The following is a 22,466-nucleotide window of genomic DNA, read 5'->3' as shown; positions in this document are numbered from 1 at the left end:
AGGGCGAGGAGAAGCAGACACACCATGGCGTTCATGAGCAGGAACAACTCTCGCCCCGAAGACCGGCCGTTGCTGCGCGAGTTGATCGACATCCCGGAGTCGGTGTCCACCTCCGACTTCGTCTTGAAGCTGAACGAGGCGGTTACCCCCGAGGGGGCCGAGGCCGCACTCAAGGACTACGTCGTCACCGACCGGCTGCTCGGGAACTTCGACGAGGCCCTCGATCTGATCAAGTCGGCGCTGGACAGCCACTCGTCCAAGGCCGCCTATCTGCACGGTTCGTTCGGTTCCGGTAAGTCGCACTTCATGGCGGTGCTGTACGCGCTGCTGTCGCGGAATCCGGCCGCTCGGGCCCGCCCTGAACTCGACCCCGTGCGGACCCGGCACTCCTGGCTGGACTCGGACGATCGCAAGTTTCTGCTGGTGCCGTACCACATGCTGGGCTCCAAGTCCCTGGAGCAGCGCGTGCTGGGCAAGTACGTGGAGCACGTGCGCAAGCTGCATCCCGGCTGCCCGTTGCCGCAGGTCTATCTGACCGACGGGCTCTTCGAGGACTTCGCCGAGCAGCGTCGGCGGAACGGCGATGCTCGGGTGATCGAGCAGCTCGCCGACGCCGGGGACGGCCTGGAGGACGAGTGGGGTGACTCCTTCGCCTGGACGAGCGAACTGCTTGATCAGGCGGTCGCCGCTCAGGAGGAGCACGACAACACCAAGAGCCTCGACCTGGACAGCCCCTCGACGCCGCAGGAGCTGAGGGCGCGTCTGGTTCAGGACCTCACCCAGACCCTGTTCCCCTCGTTCGCGCGGAACGCCTCCGAGGACGCCGACGGGTTCGTCTCCCTGGACAAGGGACTCGGCACCATCGCCGCGCACGCCAAGGCGCTGGGCTACGACGGGCTCGTCCTGTTCATGGACGAGCTGATCCTGTGGCTGGCATCGCGGATCCACGACCAGAAGTTCGTCTCCCGCGAGGCTGACAAGATCACGAACTTTGTGGAGGGCGCGGACGAGCGGCGCGCCATCCCGGTGGTGTCGTTCATCGCCCGCCAGCGCGATCTGCGTGAGCTGGTCGGCGAGGAGATGTCGGGTGCCGCAGAGGCCGCCGTGCAGGACACCTTGAAGTTCAGTGGCGGCCGCTTCGACAAGGTGGTGCTCGAGGACCGGAACCTGCCGCAGATCGCCCAGGCCCGCCTGCTCAAGCCCTCCTCTCCGGAGGCGGAGGCAAAGGTGGAGGCCGCGTTCGCCGAGGCGAAGAAGCTCGGCCCGGATGTGTGGGACACGCTCCTCGGCCACGACAAGTCGACCACCGGGGCGGATGAGACCGCGTTCCGGCGGACGTATCCGTTCCCGCCAGCGTTCATGGACACACTGGTGCACATCTCGGCCGCGTTGCAGCGTTCCCGTACCGGTCTGAAGCTGATGAGCCAGCTGCTCGTCGATCACCGTGACGACTGGCGGCTCGGGCAGCTCGTTCCGCTGGGTGATCTGTATCCGGCAATCGCCGGGGGTGGTGACAAGGCGTTCAGCGGGGAGACCAGTGTTCACTTCGAGGCTGCCGACAAGTTGTACCGGGACAAACTGCGCCCGTACCTGCTGAAGGCCAACCAGGTCACCGAGGAGCAGGTCGAGGCGTTCCGCCGCCGTCCCAAGAACCTCAAGGATGATCCCCAACTCGCGGCCCGCTGCCGGGATTTCACCGGTGACAATCGGCTGCTGCAGACACTGCTGCTTTCCGCGTTGGCGCCGAGTGTGCCCGCTCTCACCGACCTCACGCTCGCGCGGCTGCACGCCCTCAACCACGGCTCCATCACCACCCGTATCGCGGGTACCGAGGTCGGCCGCCTTGAGCACAAGGTCAAGGAATGGGCGGTGAACTTCCCGGAGATAAAGGTCACCGGCACCGGACCGGGCGCGGTGGTGCGCCTTGAGCTCACCGGCGTCGACCTGGACGCCGTCCTCGCCAACGCGCAGGTGCACAACAACCAGGGCAACCGCCGAGCCAAGATGCGCGCCCTGCTCAAGGACGCGCTCGGCGTCAGCGACGGACCTGGCGGATTCGACGCGTACGACGTGCTCAGCCTGGTGTGGAAGGGGACCGAGCGGCAGGTCGAGGTGGTCTTCGGAAACGTCGCCGATTCTGACTCCCTGCCCGAGACCACGCTGCGCCCCAGCCAGGACGACGCCTGGCGCCTCGTCGTCGACTTCCCTTACGACGAGGGAGAGTTCGGCCCCATGGACGACCTGCAGCGGCTGCGCTCCCTGCGGGAGAAGCCGGGCGGTGGCTCCCGGACTCTCGCCTGGCTTCCCACCCACCTCACGGACGCCTCGCGCGCCGATTTCGAGCGTCTCGTCGTCATCGACAAGGCCCTCGCGGACGAAGCCCGCTTCGACGCCGAATACGCACGAAGCCTCAACGCGGACGACAAGGAGCGCGCCAAGGGCATGCTCCAGTCCCAGCTCGTCGTCCTCACCGAGCGCGTCCACCAGGCCCTGAGGCAGGCATACGGGCTCGCGCAGAAGCAGGAGGGCGTGGTCGACCTCAGCTTCGACAACCACCTGGTCGCCCAGCAGGACGTATCCGATCTGCGGCCGCCGCTCGGCGCGCCACTGGATTCCGCCGCCCGCGACCTGGTCGGCAAGCTGCTCGCCCACCAGTACCCCGCGCATCCCGATCTGGACCCCGAGGGCACAGGCAGGCCCGTGAAGCCCGCCGAGATCAAGACAGTCTTCGAGTACGTACGCAAGGCTGCCGAGGACCGTGACGGGCAGGTCGAGGTCGAGGCCAAGGACCGCAAGGTCATGGCGCGGATCGCGGGCGGACTCGGGCTCGGCGCCATGCGGGAGGCGTACTACCGGCAGTCCCCCGCGTGGCCCGACCACTTCAACGCCCAGGCCCGCCGGGACGGCGTCGCCGAGCCGACGCTCGTCAAGCTGTCCGACTGGAGTGAACTGCCCGAGCGGCGTGGACTGCCGGAGCCTTTGCAGCGGTTGGTTGCCGCCGCGTATGCGGAGATGACCGACCGGGTGTGGGTGCGCGGTGGGATGCCCATCGAACCCGCTCCCGCACCACATGAGTTGAAGCGGGACTACGCGCTGCGCGAGCAGCAGCTGCCCAGCGAGAGCGATTGGGAGGAGGCACGCAAGCGCTTCGAGCCGATGCTCGGGAAGCGGGCGCCGCAGTTGCGGCGTGGGCGGATCGTCAACCAGTTCGCCGGGCAGATCGGGCAGGTCGCAGGAGCGCTCGCGCAGGACGCCGGACGGCTCGTCGGGGAGCTGGAGAAACACCGCGATTTTCTTCGGCTCAGCGACGCCTCGCCCCGGCTTGTGCTCGCCCGACGGGCGCAGGAGTTGGTCAAGGAGGTGACCGAGGCCGGGATCGATGCGAAGTCCGTGGTGGACCGGCTCGCCCGCTTCGGCCTCGGCGACTTCACCCCGCACCGTTTCGGCATGTCGCTGATGAGCGCGGGGAAGGTCGCCGGCGCTCTGCAGAACACTGTCTGGGACCAGTTGAGCCTGGCCGACACCCTCGGGGTGGACGGTGCCGCCGTCCTGGAGCGGGTGCGGAACGCGGCTGCCGGCGATCCCGGTGACTACCCCGACCTGCCCGGAGTGCTGACCACCGCCGGCCGGGAGGTGCTGTCTCTGCTGCGGTCCCGGCAGACCCCGGAACAGCAGCCCCAGCCTCCCGCCGAAGTTCCGCCCAGCTCCGAGAGTGTGGACCTGAACACCGGTTCAGCCCACCCGCAGGTACTCCCTGAGCCAGGGCCAGGGGCGGGCGCTCGGGCTCCTTCGCGGTCCGTGGCCCGTTCCGGCGGCGGGCGTACGACCGCAGCCCGGGCAGCCGCCGAGCTGCAGGAGGAGATCGCGGCGCTCGCGGCCGAGAACCCGAACGCCACCGTCGAGGTCGTCTGGAAGGTAGTCGACTGATGTCCGACACGGTCACCACAGCCCCTGCGGCCGTCGGCCCCGCCCGGTTGTCCGCGGGAACCGTCCGTCAGTACGCAGCTGCCCGCAGCCGGCTCGGCGACGGCACGCCCCGCGTACTGCTGCTGCGGGCAGCTCCGTCCTGGGATGCGCCCGCGGTGCAGCGGACGGCGGGCGGGCTGCAGGTGCGGGTGGCCGTGGCCCCGTCAGTGCTCGCCGTGCATGAGCAGATCCTGGGCCACCTCGACGCGGCGGAACCCGCTGATCCCAAGGTCCTCGTCGTCCTCACCGACCGCGAGGACACCGACCTCGATCCCGGCCTTCTGGCCCGCGTCTACGGCGGCAGGATCCGATCCGTGGACAACTGGGAGGTCGTACAGGAGGCGTTCGACGCCCGCGGCCTCGACGCACGGCTGCGCGGCGAGAAGTGGGCAGCCGAGGCACTCCTCGACGCGGCAGCAACCCGTGGCTGGCCCTCGCTCGGTCGGGGGCTGCTCTCCCGCGACGAAGCCCTCACCCGGCTGGCTCGGCGGCGCCTGCGGATCGGCCGCCACGACACAGGTCCACTCGGTCGGCCGGCCGCACACGACGACGGAGACCGGATCGATCCCGTCGCACTGTTCCAGTGGACCCTCACCCCTGGCGGACCGGACCTGCTGCGCGCCCTGCGAGGTCCGGAGAGGGCCGGTCTGGCCCGCTTCCTCTCAGAACCCGAGCAGGGCGGGTCCACCGGCCGGATCATTACTGCCCTGGTGGACGCCGAACACGGGCCGGACGCTGCCGCGTACGCGGTGGTGTGCGCGGCGCTGTGGGGCCATGCGGAAGCCGACCACGACCTGTACCGGGCGCGCGGGCGCGCCGAGCGATGGCTCGGCGAGACCCCGCCCGCCCAGGGTGACGCTCTCGACAGGCTCCTGACCTCCTTCGGACAGAGCGGCGAGGCGTACGTCCGGGGCCTGGTCGACCGGGGGGAGCACCGGCTCGCCGACCCCGTTCTGACGCGGGCCGCACAGCTCGTCACGCAGTTCGGAGCGCATGCCGCCGCTTCGGCCAGCCCGCTGCTCGAAGCAGGGCTCGACGCGCGTTTCACAGCTGCGGGCCACGCAGTGTCCGGCGGCGACGCAGAGAAGGTCACAGCCGCGATCACCGCACTGACCGAGCACGCACTCGCCTCGGACGGCGCCGCGCAGGCCAGGATCGAGCGCGTACGCATGGCCGCCCGGCTGCAGCGGTGGCTCAAGGCCCGGCCCGCCACGATCGCCTCGGTCGCCGACGGAATCTCCTATCAGATCCGCGAACTCGGCTGGGCAGACCGGGCCTTGGAACACCTCGAAGCAGGCGGCGACACCAACACCGCACTCTCCGATGCGTACAGCCGAATCGGCCATCAGGTGCGCGAGCGCCGCAGGAAGCTGGGCCGGGCGTTTTCCGAGCGGCTCGCGGTGTGGACCTCGGATGGCACCGATCCCCGCTCCATGCTCACCGTGGAGAGCTTCCTCAACCGCATCGTCACGCCTGTCGTCCAGAGCCCAGGCCGACGAGTTCTGCTGCTCCTCGTCGACGGCATGAGCGCGGCGATCGCCGCCGATCTCGGCGAAGAACTGCGGGGCCAGTGGGCCGAGTTCGACCCCCTCACCGACGCGACGGGCCAACCGGTCCGACGCGCGGTGGCTGCGGCGCTGCCCACCCTGACCACCATCTCCCGCACCTCGCTGTTCGCGGGCACCCTAATGAAGGGCGACCAGAACGACGAGAAGCGGCTCTTCCCTCTCCATCCCTGCTGGAACGGGGCCCCGGCTGCCGTATTCCACAAGGACGACCTGCGCGGCCCCGATACCGGCTCGCCCTTCTCCACCGCTCTCAGCGAGGCGCTGTCCAACGAGCGCACCCACGTCGCGGTCGTCCTCAACACCGTGGACGACCGACTCGGCAAGGAGCAGAAGCTCGGCGACGGTGCCTGGACCGCGAAGGAGATCGGCGGCCTGGAACCGCTGCTGCGCGCCGCCCGTGCGAACGACATGACCGTGCTCATCACGTCGGACCACGGTCATGTCGTGGAACGACGCGGCCGCAAGCTCGATGCGGTCGGCGGCACCGTCGGTTCGGCACGTCATCGCACCCCTGGCGGGCCTGTGGCAGCGGACGAGATCGAGCTGTCCGGGCCCCGGGTGGTCTGGCCGGAACCAGGAGCGCGGATCGTCGCGCTGCGCGACCACGACGCCCGGTACACCGCGCTGAAGGCGGGTTATCACGGCGGCGCGACACTCGCCGAGTTCTCCATCCCGCTGCTCGCCCTGTTGCCGTTCGGCGCCGAGCCACCCGCGGGGTGGCGCGAGCTGGGCGACCCAGCTCCCGTGTGGTGGGAGGAGGACACCGAGGCCGCAGTCGAATTGGAGGCGGAGGCTGCTCCCACCCACGCCGCCGCCGCAGCACGCCCGCAGCGCAGGCAGTCCAAGAAGTCCGCCCCGGCCGTACCCGAGGGCGTCATCGGTCTCTTCGGTGAAGAAGAGATGGTGCCTCAGCCCCCGGCGCCGCAGGCACCTGCCGCACCTTCGCAGCAGACGACTACCGATCAAGCGAAGGAGACAGCGACCCCATCCGCCCCGGCAACGGACCCCGCCATGGCGCTGGTGGAGCGGCTCATGTCCACCGAGCTGTACCAGGCGCAGCTGGGCCTGCTCGCCCGCCCGCCGCGCGACAAGACGATCCTCCCGAGGGCGCTGACCGCGCTCGTCGAGGCAGGCACCCTGTCGATGACTGCCCTTGCCGAGCGGGCCGGCCAGCCTGCCACCCGCGCCCCCGGCTTCGCTGCGACGCTTGCCCAGCTTCTCAACTACGACGGAGCCCAGATCCTGGAGATTCTCCCGGACAACCGGACGCTGCGCCTTCACCGGGCTCAGCTGATCGAGCAGTTCGGCCTGTGAGCCGGCGTCACCACCTCGACCGGCCTGCGAACCAGCGGGGACGTGTCCTGCCGGATGGGAGACTGTTCTGGTGAACGGGTTTGGATCTTCAGCCTCCGGTGCCGCCGCCCCCGTCGGGGCCGTACGCCGACGCGCCGTGGTGGACGCACTGCGGCGCGGCGCCGTCCCCGAGAGCGGACTCGATCTGCTTGCCACAGGACTCGGCCGATTCGAGCAGGCCATCGATGAGGAGCTCGACACGGTCGCTGCCGGCGGCTCGGTGTTCAAGGCCGTACGGGGTGAATACGGCTCCGGCAAGACCTTCTTCACTCGGTGGCTCGGCGAGCGCGCCAAGCGGCGCACGTTCGCCGTGGCTGAGGTTCAGGTGTCGGAGACCGAGACGCCCCTGCACAAGCTCGAGACCGTCTACCGGCGCCTCACCGAACGGCTGACCACCGCGAGCTTCCCACCCAGCGCCCTGCGCCCGGTCGCCGACGCCTGGTTCTATGCCCTGGAGGAGGACGCCCTCGACGACGGCGCCAGCGAGAAAGAACTGGCACAGGTGGTCGACCGGCTGCTCACCGCACGCCTGGCCGAGGTGTCCCGGCACGCACCCGCCTTCGCCACCGCCCTGCGCGGCTACAAACAATCCTTGGACGCCGGCGACGAGGCCACCGCGGCTGCGGTGATGTCGTGGCTCGGCGGACAGCCACACGTCGCCGCAGCCGCCCGGCGCAGCGCAGGCGTCCGAGGTGACCTCGACCACTTCGGTGCCTTCGGATTCCTGCAGGGCCTGCTCACCGTGCTGCGGGATGCCGGACACGCGGGGCTCATCCTCGTCCTGGACGAGGTGGAAACACTGCAACGGGTTCGCTCCGATGCCCGCGACAAGGCACTCAACGCCCTGCGCCAGCTCATCGACGAGGTCCACTCCGGCCGCTTCCCCGGCCTGTACCTGGTCATCACCGGCACACCCGCCTTCTACGACGGCCAGCAGGGCGTTCAGCGTCTCGCCCCGCTCGCCCAGCGCCTGGCCACGGACTTCACCACCGACCCGCGCTTCGACAACCCTCGGGCTGTCCAGATCCGCTTGCCGGGATTCACCGAGGAATCGCTGGTCGGGCTCGGCTCCACCATCCGTGACTTGTACGCCGAGGGCTCCCAGTCCCCCGACCGGATCGAGCAGCTCGCAGACGACACGTACCTCACTGACCTGGCGCGCGCGGTGGGCGGGGCTCTGGGTGGGAAGGTCGGGATCGCACCGCGGTTGTACCTGAAGAAGCTGGTCGGAGATGTACTGGACCGGATCGATCAGTTCGATGACTTCGATCCGCGTACGCACTACAAGTTGACCGTGGGCTCCGGTGATCTGACCGAGACCGAGCGGAACTTCGCCGCGCCCACGCCGGTTGCCTCGGCTGACGATCTCGACCTGGATCTCTGAGGATCGATCGGGCACAGCTCCAGCATCCGTAGTACGAAACTACGCCGACCAGCACAGGAGTCACCGACGTGCAGGAGCAGCCGAGCGGCACCGACCCGGTGGACCGCCTCGACCCAGTGGTACTGCACCACATCGTCAACACGCTTGGCTGGCCCGATCTGCGGCCCCTTCAGAAGGCTGCCGTAGGCCCCCTGATGGACGGCGAGGACGCCATCCTGCTTGCGCCGACCGCGGGCGGGAAGACCGAGGCCGCCACGTTCCCCCTGCTCTCCGCGATGCGGGAGAACCGTTGGACTGGCACCTCCGTGCTGTACCTTGCCCCGCTCAAGGCGCTCCTCAACAATCTGGTGCACCGGGTCGACAGCTATGCCCAGTGGCTGGGACGCCGAGCCGCCCTCTGGCATGGCGACACCCCCGAGTCCGTACGCCGCCGCATCCGCACCGACTCCCCCGACTTCCTCCTCACCACACCTGAGTCACTCGAAGCGATGCTGATCAGCGTCAAGACCGACCACGCCCACATGTTGGGAGGGGTACGGGCTGTCGTCGTCGACGAGGTGCACGCCTTCGCAGGGGACGACCGCGGCTGGCACCTGCTCGCCGTACTGGAACGCCTGGAGCGGCTGACCGGCCATCGCATCCAACGCATCGGCCTCTCGGCGACAGTCGGCAATCCCGACACGCTTCTCACCTGGCTCCAGGGCGCCTGCCCGTCCGAACGGCCCGGCCGAGTCGTCGCACCCGGCGTCATCCTGCCCGCAAGCGCCTCCGAACTCCCGCGCCCCGCAGGGGAGGTGGAGCTCGACTACGTCGGTTCCCTCGCCAACGCCGCAAAGGTGATCTCCGCCCTGCACCAGGGCGAGAAGCGGCTCGTCTTCTGCGACTCCCGGAAACAGGTGGAGGAGCTCGGCGCCGCACTCCGCGCCCGCGACGTCACCGTGTTCCTCTCGCACGCCTCGCTCTCCACCGACGAACGCGCCCGCTCCGAGCAGGCGTTCGCGGAGGCGCGTGACTGCGTCATCGTCTCCACTTCCACACTGGAGCTCGGCATCGACGTCGGTGACCTCGACCGTGTCATCCAGATCGACTCCCCCAGCAGCGTGGCGTCCTTCCTGCAGCGCATCGGCCGCACCGGGCGCCGCGCCGGCACCTCCCGTAACTGCCTCTTCCTCGCCACCCGCCCCGACATGCTGCTCCAAGCAGCCGGCATGCTCTCCCTATGGGCCCGCGGCTGGGTGGAACCCGTCACTCCGCCGCCCTCGCCCCGCCACCTCGTCGCACAACAGATCCTCGCCGTCACCCTGCAGGAACACCGCATCGGCGACCGACTGTGGCCCGAGCAGTGGAACGGCCTCGCTCCCTTCGACCGCTCCGCCTCCCCTCTCCTGTCGCATCTGGTCTCCGAGGGCTTCCTCGACAGCGACGGCGGCATGCTGTTCATCGGCCCCGAAGCGGAAAAGCACTTCGGCCGACGGCACTTCATGGAACTCACGGCGTCGTTCACCGCGCCCCCGGAGTTCACCGTGCTCGCCGGGCGCACCGAAATCGGCACCACGGACCCATCCGTCCTCACGGAAGAGCGCCCGGGCCCGCGCCGTCTGCTCCTGGCCGGCCGCAGCTGGCAGGTCACCTTCATCGACTGGGCCCGGCGCCGCGCCTTCGTCGAGCCCGTCGAGGACGGGGGCGTCGCCAAGTGGCAGGGCAGCGAGGCCCGCGGCCTGTCGTACTCGCTGACACGCGCGATGCGCGAGGTCCTGCTCGGCACCGACCCCGACGTCAAACTCACCCGTCGCGCCACAGCCGCACTCGCCGAACTCCGTATGGACCGCGCACCCCACGAAGTGCACCCGGCGGGCACCCTGCTGGTCCGCGACGCAGATGCCGGCCGCTGGTGGACCTGGGCCGGCTACCGCGCCAACGCCACCCTCGCGTCGTCCCTGGGTAACCTAGCCGACCCGGTGCAGCGCCCCACCGACACCCACATCCGGCTCCGCCAGGACCTCTCCCTCGCAGACTGGAAAGCCGCCCGCGCCGAACTCCCTGATTCCCTCACCCTGCCGACGGTCGACCCACGGGCTGTCCGCGGCCTGAAGTTCTCGGTGGCCCTGCCGCCTCGCATCGCCACGGCCACCCTCGCCGAGCGGCTTGCCGACTTCGACGGCGCGCTCAGGACGGCCAAGGAGCCCGTACGCGTCGAGTGGCCTGCCTGAAGGTTGGGCCAGTGGACACCCGCGACGCGAACGAACCGCGTTGGTGAGGGGCAGGAACCGGACTGGGAGCCGTCGTCGTTCCCTACGCCGCGTCGGCAGCCTCGACCGTATCCAATGGCGGCAGTAGCCGGGCCAGTTCGTCCCTTCCACGTTCGATCAAGTCGAACGCCGCCACAGGATCCGCACCCGGCGGCAACGGAGTATCAGTCACCAGGTCCGTAAGGGTGTACCGGCCGAGCAGCCACCGCTGCAGGGCCCGCCAGTCGGTGCCCCGGTCGAAGGGGAGATCGTTGGCCCAAGGGTCCGTCTCGTACTGGGTGCCGTCGGCGCCATGGGCATGAAGCAGTCCGGAACGACGAACCAGGCAGGGGAAGCAGACACCGCAGTTGGCGATCGGCGGTCCGCCGCTTCGCCGGGTGGGCGGCTTGCCACAGCTCAGGGTGGCTTCCAGATCGGACCGTGCGAGACCGGCGTCCCTTCCCATCGCGCACACTTCGCCCTTCGTCAGTTGCGCCCAGGGATTGATCACCCTCACCGCGCCGCTGCACTCGCCAACGGCGCCTACCACGGCGTTCAGGTGAGAAAGCGTCCGCGGGTGAACAGAGCGCGTGGAGCAGGCAGCCGAACGTGCGGGGGTCAAAGGTGGGTTGAGAGCAAGCTGGCCATTCTCAGGGATGTGGACGGTGGCCACGCCGTGCGCGGCAGCAGCACGTATCGCACCCGCTGCATATAACAAGCCGCGGGTACGGGAAGAGGTTTCGAGCCTGAGCCCAGATCCGTCACCCCTTGGGGTCTGGCTCATCTGCAGCAGCGTCACCGGTCGTGATTCACTCAGTTCTTCGACAGCCTTGTACACCCGCTTCTGCAGGCGCAGCAGTCCAATCTCACGGAACATCACCAGAAGGAGCGGACGCGAGTCGGCAGCGCGGGAGCGCGCTGCCGCCCAGCTGACGGAGTCCAAGCCCCCGGAGAACAAGGCGACTTCTGAGGCACGCGGAGCGTCGGGGAAAACCATCGCGTCGTTAACCTGATGACCTGTGAGCGGGCGAAACTCCAAGTTCCACAGATCCCCTGTGAGGATCTGGAGCAGCCCGACAAGCTGGTTGCGGACCGTCTTGCTGTGCCATCGCTCGTACTCCGTGACAGGCACGGACAGGTGGATGTGTCGCATCCACCTGTCTCCTGCTCCAGTCCGGCGTATGTACTTGTCCGCAATGAACGCGGCCCGAGCGATCCGGAGGAAATCCTCGGCCCAGTCGGGAACTGGGCCGGGCAGACGGTGGCGACCATGAGTGCGGTGTTCGTCCTCCTGGAATGCGTCCTCACCGGCATCCGTCCAGCGGCCATCGAGAGGCCGGTCCCGATGGTGGCCGCGCCACCACACAAAGTGCTCGGAAGACGTCATGCCGCGGCTCCCCCTTCGCCGATGACTTCATCAGTGATCAACCCGAGCACCCTGCCAACAGCCTTCGGAACCAAGCCCTCGGCGACCTTGGACAGCACGGCGGACGGATCCTCCACAGCGCCTACAACCGATTGAGCGGTGTCCACGGCTTTCGCAAGTTCCGCTGCCTCGGCGGACTCCTCACACGGGTTCGGCACCAGATCCACCAGCTTCTCCGCGACCCAGTCTGCGATCCTGCCTTCCGGATCGGTCGCGACGAGCACCGGCACGGCCAGCTTCACGTGCTCGGCGACAGCCGACCGGAGAAACTCCCCCACCATGTCGGCGAAGAACACTTGATAGAGATCGCAGAGTATGTCCCAGGCGAAGCCGCCCCCTGCTGATGCCGCCTCCATGGCGTCGTCCAGCTCGGGGTGTCGGCCTCGAAGATCGCGGACGGCCTCCGCCACTCCCCTTCGCACTGCTGCGTCAGCCAGCGTGCCCCCGCCACCGCCGACTTCCGAGGCAAGACGGGCAATGAGTTCGCTCTCCGACTGTGCGCCTTGCACGGCCAAGGACCCCAGCGCTCCGGCGAGCCGTTCACCAGCCGCACAGGCAGTGTCGTACAGGCCGAAAGCAGACCGGTCGTCACGGAGCGTCTCATGCAGCGCACGTAAGTGATCCGCTGCGATCTCCTCCAGCCGCTGGTCCGCATTGCGCGATTCACCATCCCACCGCGCCAGACGTCTCGCTGCGGAACTCCATCTGTGCCCGTTGGGCCCCTTCCACCGCGTCGATGTGCCCACGACGCCCCCTTCGCCGATGCCGCCCCGCCCCTGTCCAGACATGGCATCAGATGAGCGGAACCCCAGGTAGGGCGGGACTCGGCCAGAGTGGCTCGTATGGTCGCCATGCACCAGCAGGCTCAGTCAGGTCACGCGACGCACCGGCCCGTCGCTGCTCACGGTTCGCAGTTGCTCACCAAGAGACAGTAAAGTCCAGCTCCCTGCAGCCTCGGTCTGACCCATCGCCACGTGCATGAAGAGCCGCCTGACACCCCATCAGAACGAGCGTCAAATGAGCGTCACGAGCGTCATTTCAGCGTCAAGATATCGCCCGTAACGCCCACACCGCACATAATGCGCACACACAGAACCGCAGATCAGGAGCCCTTCGCGGCCGGTTCAAGGATCGCGACGCACTCCACATGATGCGTCATCGGCAGCAGGTCGGCGAACTGCTCATGCGCGCGTCACCGATCGCCCCGCCGTTCCGGCCCGTCAGGGCTCCATCCCCTGAGATACGGCTTGAGTTCCTCCGGCATGGGCTCTCGTACGTCTGGCATCTTCGGCAGCTCACTCAAGGGGTCGATCGACCTCACGTACGCCCTTGCCCACTCCAACCAGCGCCGGGTCTGACTTAGAGTCGGCTCGTCTACAACTCCGTGAAGCTCGCCAATACGATGTTCCAATGCCGTGCAGTACGCGCTGAGGGCAGCAGACTCCTGCCAGCGCCCGGCCTCTTCGCGTAGGGCCTGGGCAAGTTGTTCTCGAACAGCCTGTTCTTTCGCCGCCTCCACGGCCGCTCGCCAGCGAACTTCGCGTTCCACAGTGGCCTGCTGCTCGTCCTGCCTGCGCCGGGCGTCTTGTGCCGCTCGTACCTCGATCTCTCCAAGGACCGCGTCCAGGGCCTCTTCGAGCGTCCGGGTCGTCCGATCCCGCCAGCGACCGGGCCGGTCGGTCAGGCCATGAGCGAGCTCCACGACGAGGCGAGAGGAGCGGTCGGGATCCGTGGACTGCGGGAACTCCTGCCTGACACTGACGGTGTAAGCGAGGCCGTCGACAGCAATGTCCACTCCGCCCTCTCGTGGGTGGAAGAACGAGTGGGCCTTCCGCACCTCGTACCCTCGCCGGACCGCCTCAGCCGACAGTCCCTGCAGGAGCAGAAGCGACCTTCGGCGGAGCCCGGACGGCATGACGAGTCGGCGCTCGTCGTCTTTGAGCGCGGTCACGATCGGATGGAGGTTCCGCAGTCGTGAGGGAACGGGAACCGGATCCCCGTTCTCCTTCGGCCGTTGACTCCGCGCGTTGGGATGCGGGCCGTCCGCAAGGAACAGTTCCAGCCCCGGCCCGCCGTACGGAACCTTCTCGATGCGCTTGCCCGCTGGTTCCAGGCCGTGCCGTTTCGCGTAGTTGACAACGCGCCGCCACTCCGCGACCTCATCGTCATCAGGGTCAGTGATCCGAACGCGGCCCTCGGCGACGAGCCGCTCGATCAACTCATGAGCCTTCGCCCGCCGGGCTCGCGCGACGGGCCTCTCGCTGTAGGGCGTCCGAGGGTGGGTGGGCGCCGCCGGCTCACTGCCAACTGCGACCACAGAGTCGTCGTCGATCATAAGGACCCCACCATCCCGCAAGGTATCGGCCGAACGCCAGTCACTCGACATCTTGGCTCCACTGGCCGCGCTCGAAACGAGGCCGTTCTACGAACCCGTACCGCCGTATAGAGCCGAAAGACGCCCGTCAGCGGTGGGAGTCCCCTGGGACTTTCCTGGGACTTCCGGACCCATCAACCGGCACGAACGTGAAACAGCTGAAAGGCCATTCGCCCAGGTCAGCCACCATCAGCCACTCATCGCGGCAGGTCACCGCGCTCGCTGGTCTCTTCCGGGACATCTGAGTACGCGCGTGCCGCCGGGGTCCCGTCGGGCCCCGGCGGCACGCCTCGTCCCGCCCGCCCCGCCCGTCCGCCCCGAGCAAGAACTACACTCGGCCCTCCCCCGCGTAGCGGGACGGCGAGCCCGCCGCGCGGGACGACGGTCGGAGAAGAAGGACGGGACCCCATGCCGCCCACCCAGCCGCAACAGGCCGGTGAACGCGTCACCAGTACGGTCTACCGGCACCGGTTGCCCGAAGTCCTGTGCGCCACCACCGAGTTGCCGTCCGTGCAGTACGCGGACCGGTTCGCCCTGGCGACCGGCGCCGTCGAGGGTACGACCGCCGAGGCGTGGGCCAGGGCCCTGTTCGGGGACGTGCCCGACCTCGGGGAGAGGATCGTCTGGCAGGGCGTGCTGGGGCTGCGGCTGGCCTCCGGGCGGGCGCCGGGGACGCTGGCCGGGTGGCGGGTGGTGGCCCAGGACGAGCGGGTGATCCGGCTGTGGGCTCAGTCGTGGTTCATCGCCTGCGAGCTGGTCGTGGAGCGCGGGGACGCCGAGGTGTCGCTCACGACGCTCATGCACTACCGGCGTCGGCTGGGCCGTACGGTGTGGACCCCGGTGTCCGCCGTCCACCGGAGGCTCGCCCCGGGCCTGCTCCACGACGCCGAGGTGCGCGTCTGAGCCGACGGGTCATCTGCCGGGGTACCGGCGGCCGGGAACCCTGAGACCTCGGTCGCCGGAGTACGCCCCCGGCACCGCTCAGGGCGCGGACCCCGAGGTGACGGGCCGGACGACGGCGTCCACGGTGACGGTCCCGGACCGCTCGAAGTCGAGGGTGAACGTAACGCGGTCCCCGGGGCGCCATGACGCGTCGGCGGCGAGGGTCACGGCCGTGCCGTGCGGGCCCATGTCCACCTCCCCGTACGCCGGGATGTCCACGGGGCCGGACGGCTCGCGGTGAGCCCCGTTCGCCGTGTTCATGCGGTGCGCGGTCAGCCGGGGAGCGGCGGCCGGGGAGGTGACCGAGCGGAGGCGGTCCGGTGCGCCGCCGGTGTTGGCGATCCGGAAGTAGGCGTTGGTGGTCCGCCCGGCGATCACCGGCAGCAGGACGCGGCCCTCCTGTATCTCGATCCTCGCGGGGCTGCCCGCGTATCCGGCGGTGCTCCAGACGGAGAGACCCGTAACGGCGCCGAGGGAGGCGAGGACCACCGCCGCGCCCGTCCCGGCCGCCTCCCGGGCGCGGCGGAAGCGCGTCACACCAGGCTCCGGGAGGCGGTACGGGTGTCCGGTCCCGGGCTCCGTACATCTGTACGGGTACGGGTACGCGTACGGGGGCGCCCGGCCCGTGACGGCTGCCAGGTGCGCAGGCGCAGGCTGTTGGCCACCACGAGGACCGAGCTGAGCGACATCGCCGCGGCGGCGATCATGGGGGTGAGCAGGCCGACCATGGCCAACGGCAGGGTCACGGCGTTGTAGCCGAAGGCCCACACCAGGTTGGCGCGGATGGTGCCCAGCGTGTGCCGGGCGAGCAGGACCGCGTCCGCGAGTGCCTCGATGTCGCCCCGTACGAGGGTGACGTCGGCAGCGTCGATCGCCACGTCGGTCCCGGTGCCCATGGCGATGCCGAGGTCGGCGACGGCGAGTGCGGCGGCGTCGTTGACCCCGTCCCCGACGACGGCGACCCGCCGCCCCTCGGCCCGCAGCAGGCGCACCAGTTCGGCCTTCTCCTGCGGGGTGCGGCGGGCGTGGACCTCCGTGATGCCGAGCGCGTCCGCGACCGCCCGCGCGACGGCGGGCCGGTCGCCGGTGGCCAGCACGGGGCGGACGCCGAGCCTGCGCAGCCGGTCGACGGCGCGGTAGCTGCCGGGCCGTACGAGATCGGCCACCTCGACGACCGCGGCGGGCGCGCCGTCCACCCGCACCAGCACCGCTGTACGGGCTGCGGCGTCGGCCCGCTCGCGGGCTTCCGTGAGGGAGGCGGGCAGTCCGGCGCCGTCCGGTGCCAGCACCTCCACCTCGCACCCCTCCACCGTCCCGCTCACGCCCTGCCCTGCGGTGGCCCGGAACCCGGTCACGGCGGGCAGGGGCGCGTCCCCGGCGGCGCGGCGGGCGTGGGCCGTGATCGCCCGGCCCAGCGGGTGTTCCGAGCCCTGCTCGACCGCGCCCGCCAGGCGGAGGGCCTCGGCCGCGTCCGGTCCGCCGGGCGCCGCCGTGACCCGGCCGACTCCCATGCGCCCGGAGGTGAGGGTTCCGGTCTTGTCGAGTACGACGGTGTCGACGTGCCGGAGCCCCTCCAGCGCCCGCGCCCCGCTCACCAGGACGCCCAGGCGCGCGCCGCGCCCGGTGGCGGCCATCAGCGCCGTCGGGGTCGCGAGCCCGAGCGCGCAGGGACAGGCGACGACGAGGACAGCGACGGCGGCGGTGATCGCGGCCTGCGGGTCGGCGCCCGCGCCGAGCCAGAAGCCGAGCGTCGTGACCGCGAGCGCGAGGACCACGGGCACGAAGACGCCCGCCACGGTGTCGGCCAGCCGCTGGGCCCGCGCCTTGCCCGCCTGGGCGTCCGCGACCAGCCGCGTGATCCGGGCCAGTTGCGTGTCCGCGCCCACCGCCGTCGCCCGCACCAGCAGCAGACCGCCCACGTTGACCGCCCCTCCGGTCACCGGGGTCCCCGGGCCCGCCTCGACGGGTTCGGACTCACCGGTGACCAGGGACAGATCGACGGCGGAGCTGCCCTCGGCCACCTCCCCGTCGGTGGCGACCCGTTCGCCCGGCCGCACCACGAAGGTCTCGCCGACCCGCAGCCGTTCGATCGGCAGGAGTTCGTCCACGCCGTTCCGGCGGACCATGACCTCCTTCGCGGCGAGCCGGGCGAGCGAGCGCAGCGCCGCCCCGGTCCCGCGCCGGGCGCGGCCTTCCAGGAACCGGCCCAGCAGGACGAACAGCGGTACGCCCACCGCCGCTTCGAGGTAGACGTGCGTCGCGCCTCCGGAGGCGGAGGGCAGCAGGCTGAACGGCATTCGCATACCGGGCGCCCCCGCCCCGCCCAGGAACAGGGCGTACGCCGACCAGCCGAACGAGGCCAGCACGCCCAGGGAGACCAGCGTGTCCATGGTCGCGGTGGCGTGCCGCAGGCCGCTGAGGGCCCGGCGGTGGAAGGGCCCGGCGCTCCAGGCGGCGACGGGGGCCGCCAGTACGAAGCACAGCCACTGCCAGTGGTCGAACTGCGCCGGAGGAACCATCGACAGGACGAGGACGGGCAGCGACAGCGCGGTGGTGACGACCAGCCGTTCCCGCTCCCGTTGCTGTTCCTGCTCCTGCTCCTGTTCGCGGCGGGCGTCGTCCGCCGCCACGGCCAGCGGGCGGGCCGTGTACCCGGCGGCCTCGACCGCGTCCGTCAGCTCCCCGGCGGTCACCCCGGCGGGATGGCTGACCCTGGCCCGGCCGGTGGCGAGGTTCACCTCCGCCGTGACCCCGTCCAGCCCGCCCAGCCCGCGTTCGACCCGCCGGACGCAGGCCGCGCAGGTCATCCCGCCGACGGCGATGTCCGTCACCACCCCCGCGGGCACCGCCCCGGCCGCCATCAGTGACCGCCCCCGTGCTCCATCGGCGTCTCCCCGTCCCGGGCGGGCGCCTCGCCGGTGATGCCCGGACCGTGCATCCCGGGCGCGACCGGCCCCACCGCCTGCCCCACCGCGTACGCCCCCAAAAACAGGGCGCCCAGCAGGAACAGGAACGCCCACAGCACGAGCGGCACGGCGAACCCGGCGGCCTTCGCTCCGGGTTCGGGTCCTGTCGTCCGCTCCACAGCGTGCTCCTCGATGGTCCGGACGCGAGCCGTGCCGTGGTGCACGGCTCGCGGTGATCGAGAAGTCGAGGGCGCCCCTGTGGGAGTTCCCCGGCGTACGGGTGAACAGGGTCACAGCGCCCATACGGGTGAAGCCGGGAACGGAGTGAAGGCGGCGGACGACCCCTGTGATGACCGACGGCCCGAAGCCGCCCGGACCGGGACTCCCCGGACCGGTGAACACCTCTCCCCCACCGTCCGTATGACCGGTGGGAGCCGACAGCCCACACGAGGAGCAGAGCATGAGCGAGAAGCGTTACGGCGTCACCGGAATGACATGCGGTCACTGCGCGGCGAGCGTCACGAAGGCGGTCACCGGGCTCCCCGGCGTCGACGGGGCGGAGGTCGACCTGCCCGGCGGGGCGGTCCTGGTGCGGGGCGAGGAGCTGGACGACGCCGCGATCCGCGCGGCCGTCGCCGAGGCCGGGTACACCGTGTCGGAGCCTGCGGCCGTCTGAACGGACCGCCGAGGACGGAACGAGAACGGAACGAGGACGGAACAGGGCCCCGGCCCGGAGGTGCCGCGATGGGAGTGCCAGGATCGGGCCTCATGTCGGTGGGCTGGCGTCTGCGCGCCACACGGTCCGCGCTCTTCGCGGCCGTGTGCGTGACGCTCGCTGCCCTCGGCCACCTCCTCATGTCGGACGCCCCGTTGCCCTGGTGGGTCCCGGTCCTGTCCGCGGCGGGGGTCTCCGCGCTGGCCTGGGCCTTCACCGGACGGGAACGGGGCCAGGTCTCCGTCGTCGCCCTCACCGTCGCCGTACAGGCCGTACTCCACCACGCGTTCACGTTCGTCCAGCAGACGCGGGGGCCCGCCACCGGGTCCGGCGACCGGGCCCTCGCCCTGAGCTGGGCCGACGCCCTGCTCTGCGGCCCGCACACCGATTCGGCGGCGGCTGCCCGCGCCTACGACGTGGCCGCGCAGGCCGGTCTCACCGACAGCATGCCGCTGCCCCCGCTCGCCGGAGGTTCCGCCGCCATAGCGGCGCTCGGGCACACCGCCCACGGCGCCCACGCCGCCCAGCCCGTGCACGACATGGCGGCGATGACCGGCACGGCTTCCTGGGGCATGGCGGCGGCCCACGCGCTGGCGGCGCTGCTGTGCGGTCTGTGGCTGGCCCGCGGCGAGTACGCCGCCTTCCAGATCCTGCGGGCCCTGGCGGCGCGCTTCCCCTTCCCCCTCGTCCTGCTCGGCGCACTCCGCCCCCTCCCGTCCGCGCCGCCCGCGCCCGCGCCCGACCGCACCGCCGCGCGCCCGCGTACGCGTCTGCTCGTCCACACGCTCGTCACCCGGGGTCCTCCGGCGGAGACCGCTGTCCGCTTCCGCTGACAGCCGGATCACGTCGGCCGCTTCGCCGCCGACGTGCGCCCGTACGCAGGACGTACGGGCGCGATCTCCCCCTTTTCCGGGCCGGGGCACGGCCGTGGGCCCGCCCTTGTCCGGACACCCGGAAGGACCGCTGTTCCCATGCTTCCCGTCCAGAGACAGCCCGAGGTGACGGACGACGATGTCACCGCCTGGGCCCTCGGCGCCGCGTCCGGCGACGCCGACGCCTTCGGGCACGTCTTCCGCGCCCTGCACCGTGACGTACGCCGGTACGTCACCGCGCTGGCCGACGACTCCCAGCTGGCCGACGACCTGGTGCAGGAGACCTTCCTGCGCGCCATCACCTCCGTCCACCACTTCCAGGGCCGGGGCTCGGCCCGCTCCTGGCTGCTGACCATCGCCCGCCGGACCGTCGTCGACAGCCTGCGGCGCGCCGCTTCCCGGCCGCGCCTGGCCGACACCTCCGACTGGCAGTACGCCGCCGAGCGCAGCCAGCCGCGCGGCCTCCCCGGCTTCGACGAGGGCGTCGCCCTGATGGCGCTCGTCGACTCGCTGCCGGACGACCGCCGCGAGGCGTTCGTGCTGACCCAGCTCCTGGACATGCCGTACGACGACGCGGCCCGGACCAACGCGTGCCCCGTGGGCACCATCAGGTCCCGGGTCTCCCGGGCCCGCACCACGCTCTGCGCCCTGCTGGAGGAGGGGGCGGAGCCGGTTCCGGCGCGCTGAGGGCGCAGCCGTTCCCGGCGTACGGGGGTGACCGCCCGGGGCGTCGACCGCGCCCCGGGCGGCGGATCGGGCCACGCGCATCTCTTGTGGATTGGTATGGACCAATGCCATCCTACTGACACGGACCACCACCCCAACTCGCCCTATTAGGGGTGTTGTTGCCGGAAAGCCTCAGCAACGGCCTTACCGCTTCATCTATATGGGAGTGAGCACCTATGTCCTCTGCCCGGCGCCGCCTCGCCGCAGCCTCCGTAGTCGCGTCCGCCGCGACCCTGATGACCCTGACGCCTACGCCCGCGAGCGCGCACGGCTCCGTCTTCGGCCCGGTCAGCCGGGTGAGCGCCTGCTTCGCCGAGGGCCCGGAGGCCCCGAAGTCCCAGGTCTGCAAGGACCTGGTGGCCGATTCGGGGACCCAGCCGCTCTACGACTGGAACGAGGTGAACATCGCCAACGCCGACGGCAGACACCAGGAGATCATTCCCGACGGCAAGCTCTGTTCCGCCAACCGCGAGAAGTACCGCGCCCTGGACTGGGCCCGCACCGACTGGCCCGCCACGGCCGTGGCCGCGGGCTCCTACGACTTCAACGTGCGCGTCACCGCACCCCACTTGGGCACGATGACGATGTACATCACCAAGGAGGGCTTCGACCCGACGCAGCCGCTGAAGTGGTCGGACCTGGACCCGACGCCGGTGGGCACCTACGCCACTCCCCGTACCAGCGACAACGGTTACTACAACTTCACCGGCGCCCTCCCCGACCGTACGGGCCGCCACATCGTCTACAAGGTCTGGCAGCGCCACGACAGCCCCGAGGCGTTCTACGGCTGCTCCGACGTCACCTTCGGCACGGCCGCCGCGGCCAAGGCCAAGGCTCCGACCGAGGGCAAGATCGAGGCGGGCACGGAGCGGTCGTCCGTCAGCCACCACGGCCACGGCGGCGACGAGCAGCCGCCCGCACTGGTCTCCGCCTCCTCGCAGCCCGCCGGCTCCCCGCTGGCGAGCAGCATGGCCTGGGCCGGGGGCGCCGCCCTCTTCGCGGTGGGCGCCCTCCTCTTCGGCCGCAACCGCCGCCGGGAGAGCTGACCCCCCGGCTCCCCGCACCACCGCGCCTCCGGCCGGGCCCCGCAGACGGCGGGCCCGGCCGGAGGTCCGTCGGTCGGAGGTCCGTCGGTCGGGGAGGTCCGTCGGTCGGTCCGTACGCCCCTGATATGCGTACGCCCCCGAAATCCCCCCGGAACCACGGGAACTGTGGCCCGTGGTCACCCGACTACTGGGGCGTGAGCGGCGGACACCCGTCGCTCCGCACGGCTCGGGGCCAGGAGAAGGGGCGGGATGGGCGGGCTGGATGTACGCATGCGGGGGGTGGGCTGCCGGCACGGGCGTGTCGAGGCGGTGTCCGAGGTCGATCTGGAGATCGCCGCCGGTGAGCGGGTGGCGCTGACCGGCACCAACGGCTCCGGCAAGACCACCCTGCTGCGTGCGGTGCTCGGCCTGCACCGCCAGGTGACCGGCTCGATCGCGGTCGGCGGCCGGGAGACCGGCTCCCCCGCCGAGTGGGCCTGGCGGCGCCGGGCCTGCGCCTGGATTCCGCAGAAACCGGCGGCGGGGCGGTTCCCCCTCCTCGGCGCCGAGTTGCTCGCCAGCAGTACGGCGCCGGTGGAGGCGGGCGAGGCCGCCTCCCGGCTCGGCGTCGGGGAGCTGGCCGGGCGCCCTCTGCACACGCTCTCCGGCGGCCAGCTCCAGCGGATGTACCTGGCCCGGGCGATCGGCTGCGTCGCGGCGGGCGCACAGGTCCTGCTCGCCGACGAGCCCACCGCCGCCCTGGACTTCGACGGCCAGGAGGAGGCCGCGGACGTTCTCACCTCGCTGCCCGTCACCCTGGTCGTGGTGACCCACGACCGGGCCCTGGCGGACCGCTGCGACCGCGTCCTGGAGATGGCGGCGGGCCGACTGCGGGAGGTCCGGTGACCGCCGTCCGGCCGGGGAGCGCCGCTCCCGTACTCGACCCGGCCGAGCCGCGAGGTCCGGTGACCGCCGTCCGCC

The 22,466-nt window shown here is 70.8% G+C and carries 16 protein-coding genes and 1 pseudogene; 10 read left to right on the top strand and 7 right to left on the bottom strand.

Annotated elements, in window-relative coordinates:
* Positions 1-24: 24 nt before the first annotated feature.
* From B7C62_29555 to B7C62_29540, 4 genes are all read left to right on the top strand, one after another.
* Complete coding sequence (locus tag B7C62_29555; GenBank protein ID ARF75951.1) at positions 25-3,927, top strand: phage resistance protein; 3,903 nt, start codon at positions 25-27, stop codon at positions 3,925-3,927.
* A complete protein-coding gene (locus tag B7C62_29550; protein ARF75950.1) occupies positions 3,927-6,848 on the top strand; it encodes a phage resistance protein in 2,922 nt (973 codons plus the stop codon). The genes B7C62_29555 and B7C62_29550 overlap by 1 nt, the downstream gene beginning before the upstream one ends.
* A 70-nt stretch (positions 6,849-6,918) precedes the next feature.
* Complete coding sequence (locus tag B7C62_29545; GenBank protein ARF75949.1) at positions 6,919-8,271, top strand: ATP-binding protein; 1,353 nt, start codon at positions 6,919-6,921, stop codon at positions 8,269-8,271.
* A 68-nt stretch (positions 8,272-8,339) separates the two neighbouring features.
* Positions 8,340-10,481 (top strand): ATP-dependent helicase, encoded by a 2,142-nt coding sequence (locus tag B7C62_29540; protein ARF75948.1) that lies wholly within the window; start codon positions 8,340-8,342, stop codon positions 10,479-10,481.
* A gap of 82 nt (positions 10,482-10,563) precedes the next feature.
* Here B7C62_29540 and B7C62_29535 read toward each other — a convergent pair whose 3' ends face one another.
* The 4 genes and pseudogenes from B7C62_29535 to B7C62_29520 form a co-directional block, all read right to left on the bottom strand.
* Positions 10,564-11,652 carry a hypothetical protein gene (locus B7C62_29535; GenBank protein ARF75947.1) on the bottom strand — a complete coding sequence of 363 codons (1,089 nt, stop codon included), beginning with the start codon at positions 11,650-11,652 and terminating at the stop codon, positions 10,564-10,566.
* 230 nt (positions 11,653-11,882) lie between these two features.
* On the bottom strand, positions 11,883-12,335 hold the full coding sequence (locus B7C62_29530; protein ID ARF75946.1) for a hypothetical protein: 453 nt from the start codon (positions 12,333-12,335) through the stop codon (positions 11,883-11,885).
* Between the two features lie 782 nt (positions 12,336-13,117).
* Positions 13,118-14,038, bottom strand: coding sequence for a hypothetical protein (locus tag B7C62_29525; GenBank protein ID ARF77427.1), 921 nt, complete (start codon positions 14,036-14,038; stop codon positions 13,118-13,120).
* 93 nt (positions 14,039-14,131) lie between these two features.
* Positions 14,132-14,311 (bottom strand): annotated as a pseudogene (locus B7C62_29520) (hypothetical protein).
* Between the two features lie 396 nt (positions 14,312-14,707).
* On the opposite strand from B7C62_29520, the gene B7C62_29515 reads away from it, so the two are divergent.
* A complete protein-coding gene (locus B7C62_29515) occupies positions 14,708-15,202 on the top strand; it encodes a hypothetical protein (protein ID ARF75945.1) in 495 nt (164 codons plus the stop codon).
* A gap of 78 nt (positions 15,203-15,280) precedes the next feature.
* Here the strand turns inward: B7C62_29515 and B7C62_29510 are convergent, their stop codons facing one another.
* Genes B7C62_29510 through B7C62_29500 form a run of 3 tightly spaced genes read right to left on the bottom strand, consistent with a single transcriptional unit; the run spans position 15,281 to position 18,326 of the window.
* Positions 15,281-15,778 carry a hypothetical protein gene (locus tag B7C62_29510; protein ID ARF75944.1) on the bottom strand — a complete coding sequence of 166 codons (498 nt, stop codon included), beginning with the start codon at positions 15,776-15,778 and terminating at the stop codon, positions 15,281-15,283.
* On the bottom strand, positions 15,775-18,102 hold the full coding sequence (locus B7C62_29505) for a copper-translocating P-type ATPase (protein ARF75943.1): 2,328 nt from the start codon (positions 18,100-18,102) through the stop codon (positions 15,775-15,777). Before B7C62_29505 ends, B7C62_29510 begins: the two co-directional genes overlap by 4 nt.
* Positions 18,102-18,326, bottom strand: coding sequence for a hypothetical protein (locus B7C62_29500; protein ID ARF75942.1), 225 nt, complete (start codon positions 18,324-18,326; stop codon positions 18,102-18,104). Before B7C62_29500 ends, B7C62_29505 begins: the two co-directional genes overlap by 1 nt.
* Positions 18,327-18,607: 281 nt before the next feature.
* Between B7C62_29500 and B7C62_29495 the strand changes: the two genes are divergently transcribed.
* The 5 genes from B7C62_29495 (at position 18,608) to B7C62_29475 (ending at position 22,391) form a co-directional block, all read left to right on the top strand.
* A complete protein-coding gene (locus B7C62_29495) occupies positions 18,608-18,823 on the top strand; it encodes a transporter (GenBank protein ARF75941.1) in 216 nt (71 codons plus the stop codon).
* 92 nt (positions 18,824-18,915) lie between these two features.
* On the top strand, positions 18,916-19,695 hold the full coding sequence (locus B7C62_29490) for a hypothetical protein (GenBank protein ARF75940.1): 780 nt from the start codon (positions 18,916-18,918) through the stop codon (positions 19,693-19,695).
* 138 nt (positions 19,696-19,833) lie between these two features.
* Positions 19,834-20,421: an RNA polymerase subunit sigma gene (locus tag B7C62_29485; protein ID ARF75939.1), complete on the top strand. Its 588-nt coding sequence runs from the start codon at positions 19,834-19,836 to the stop codon at positions 20,419-20,421.
* Between the two features lie 215 nt (positions 20,422-20,636).
* Positions 20,637-21,506, top strand: coding sequence for a chitin-binding protein (locus B7C62_29480; GenBank protein ARF75938.1), 870 nt, complete (start codon positions 20,637-20,639; stop codon positions 21,504-21,506).
* Positions 21,507-21,755: 249 nt separating this feature from the next.
* Positions 21,756-22,391: an ABC transporter gene (locus B7C62_29475; GenBank protein ID ARF75937.1), complete on the top strand. Its 636-nt coding sequence runs from the start codon at positions 21,756-21,758 to the stop codon at positions 22,389-22,391.
* Positions 22,392-22,466 lie beyond the last annotated feature (75 nt).

Origin of the sequence: Kitasatospora albolonga, assembly GCA_002082585.1 — a bacterium.
Lineage (GTDB): Bacteria > Actinomycetota > Actinomycetes > Streptomycetales > Streptomycetaceae > Streptomyces > Streptomyces stephensoniae.
The sequence above is the reverse complement of the archived record's forward strand: the minus strand, read 5'-3'. Positions and strand labels throughout refer to the sequence as shown.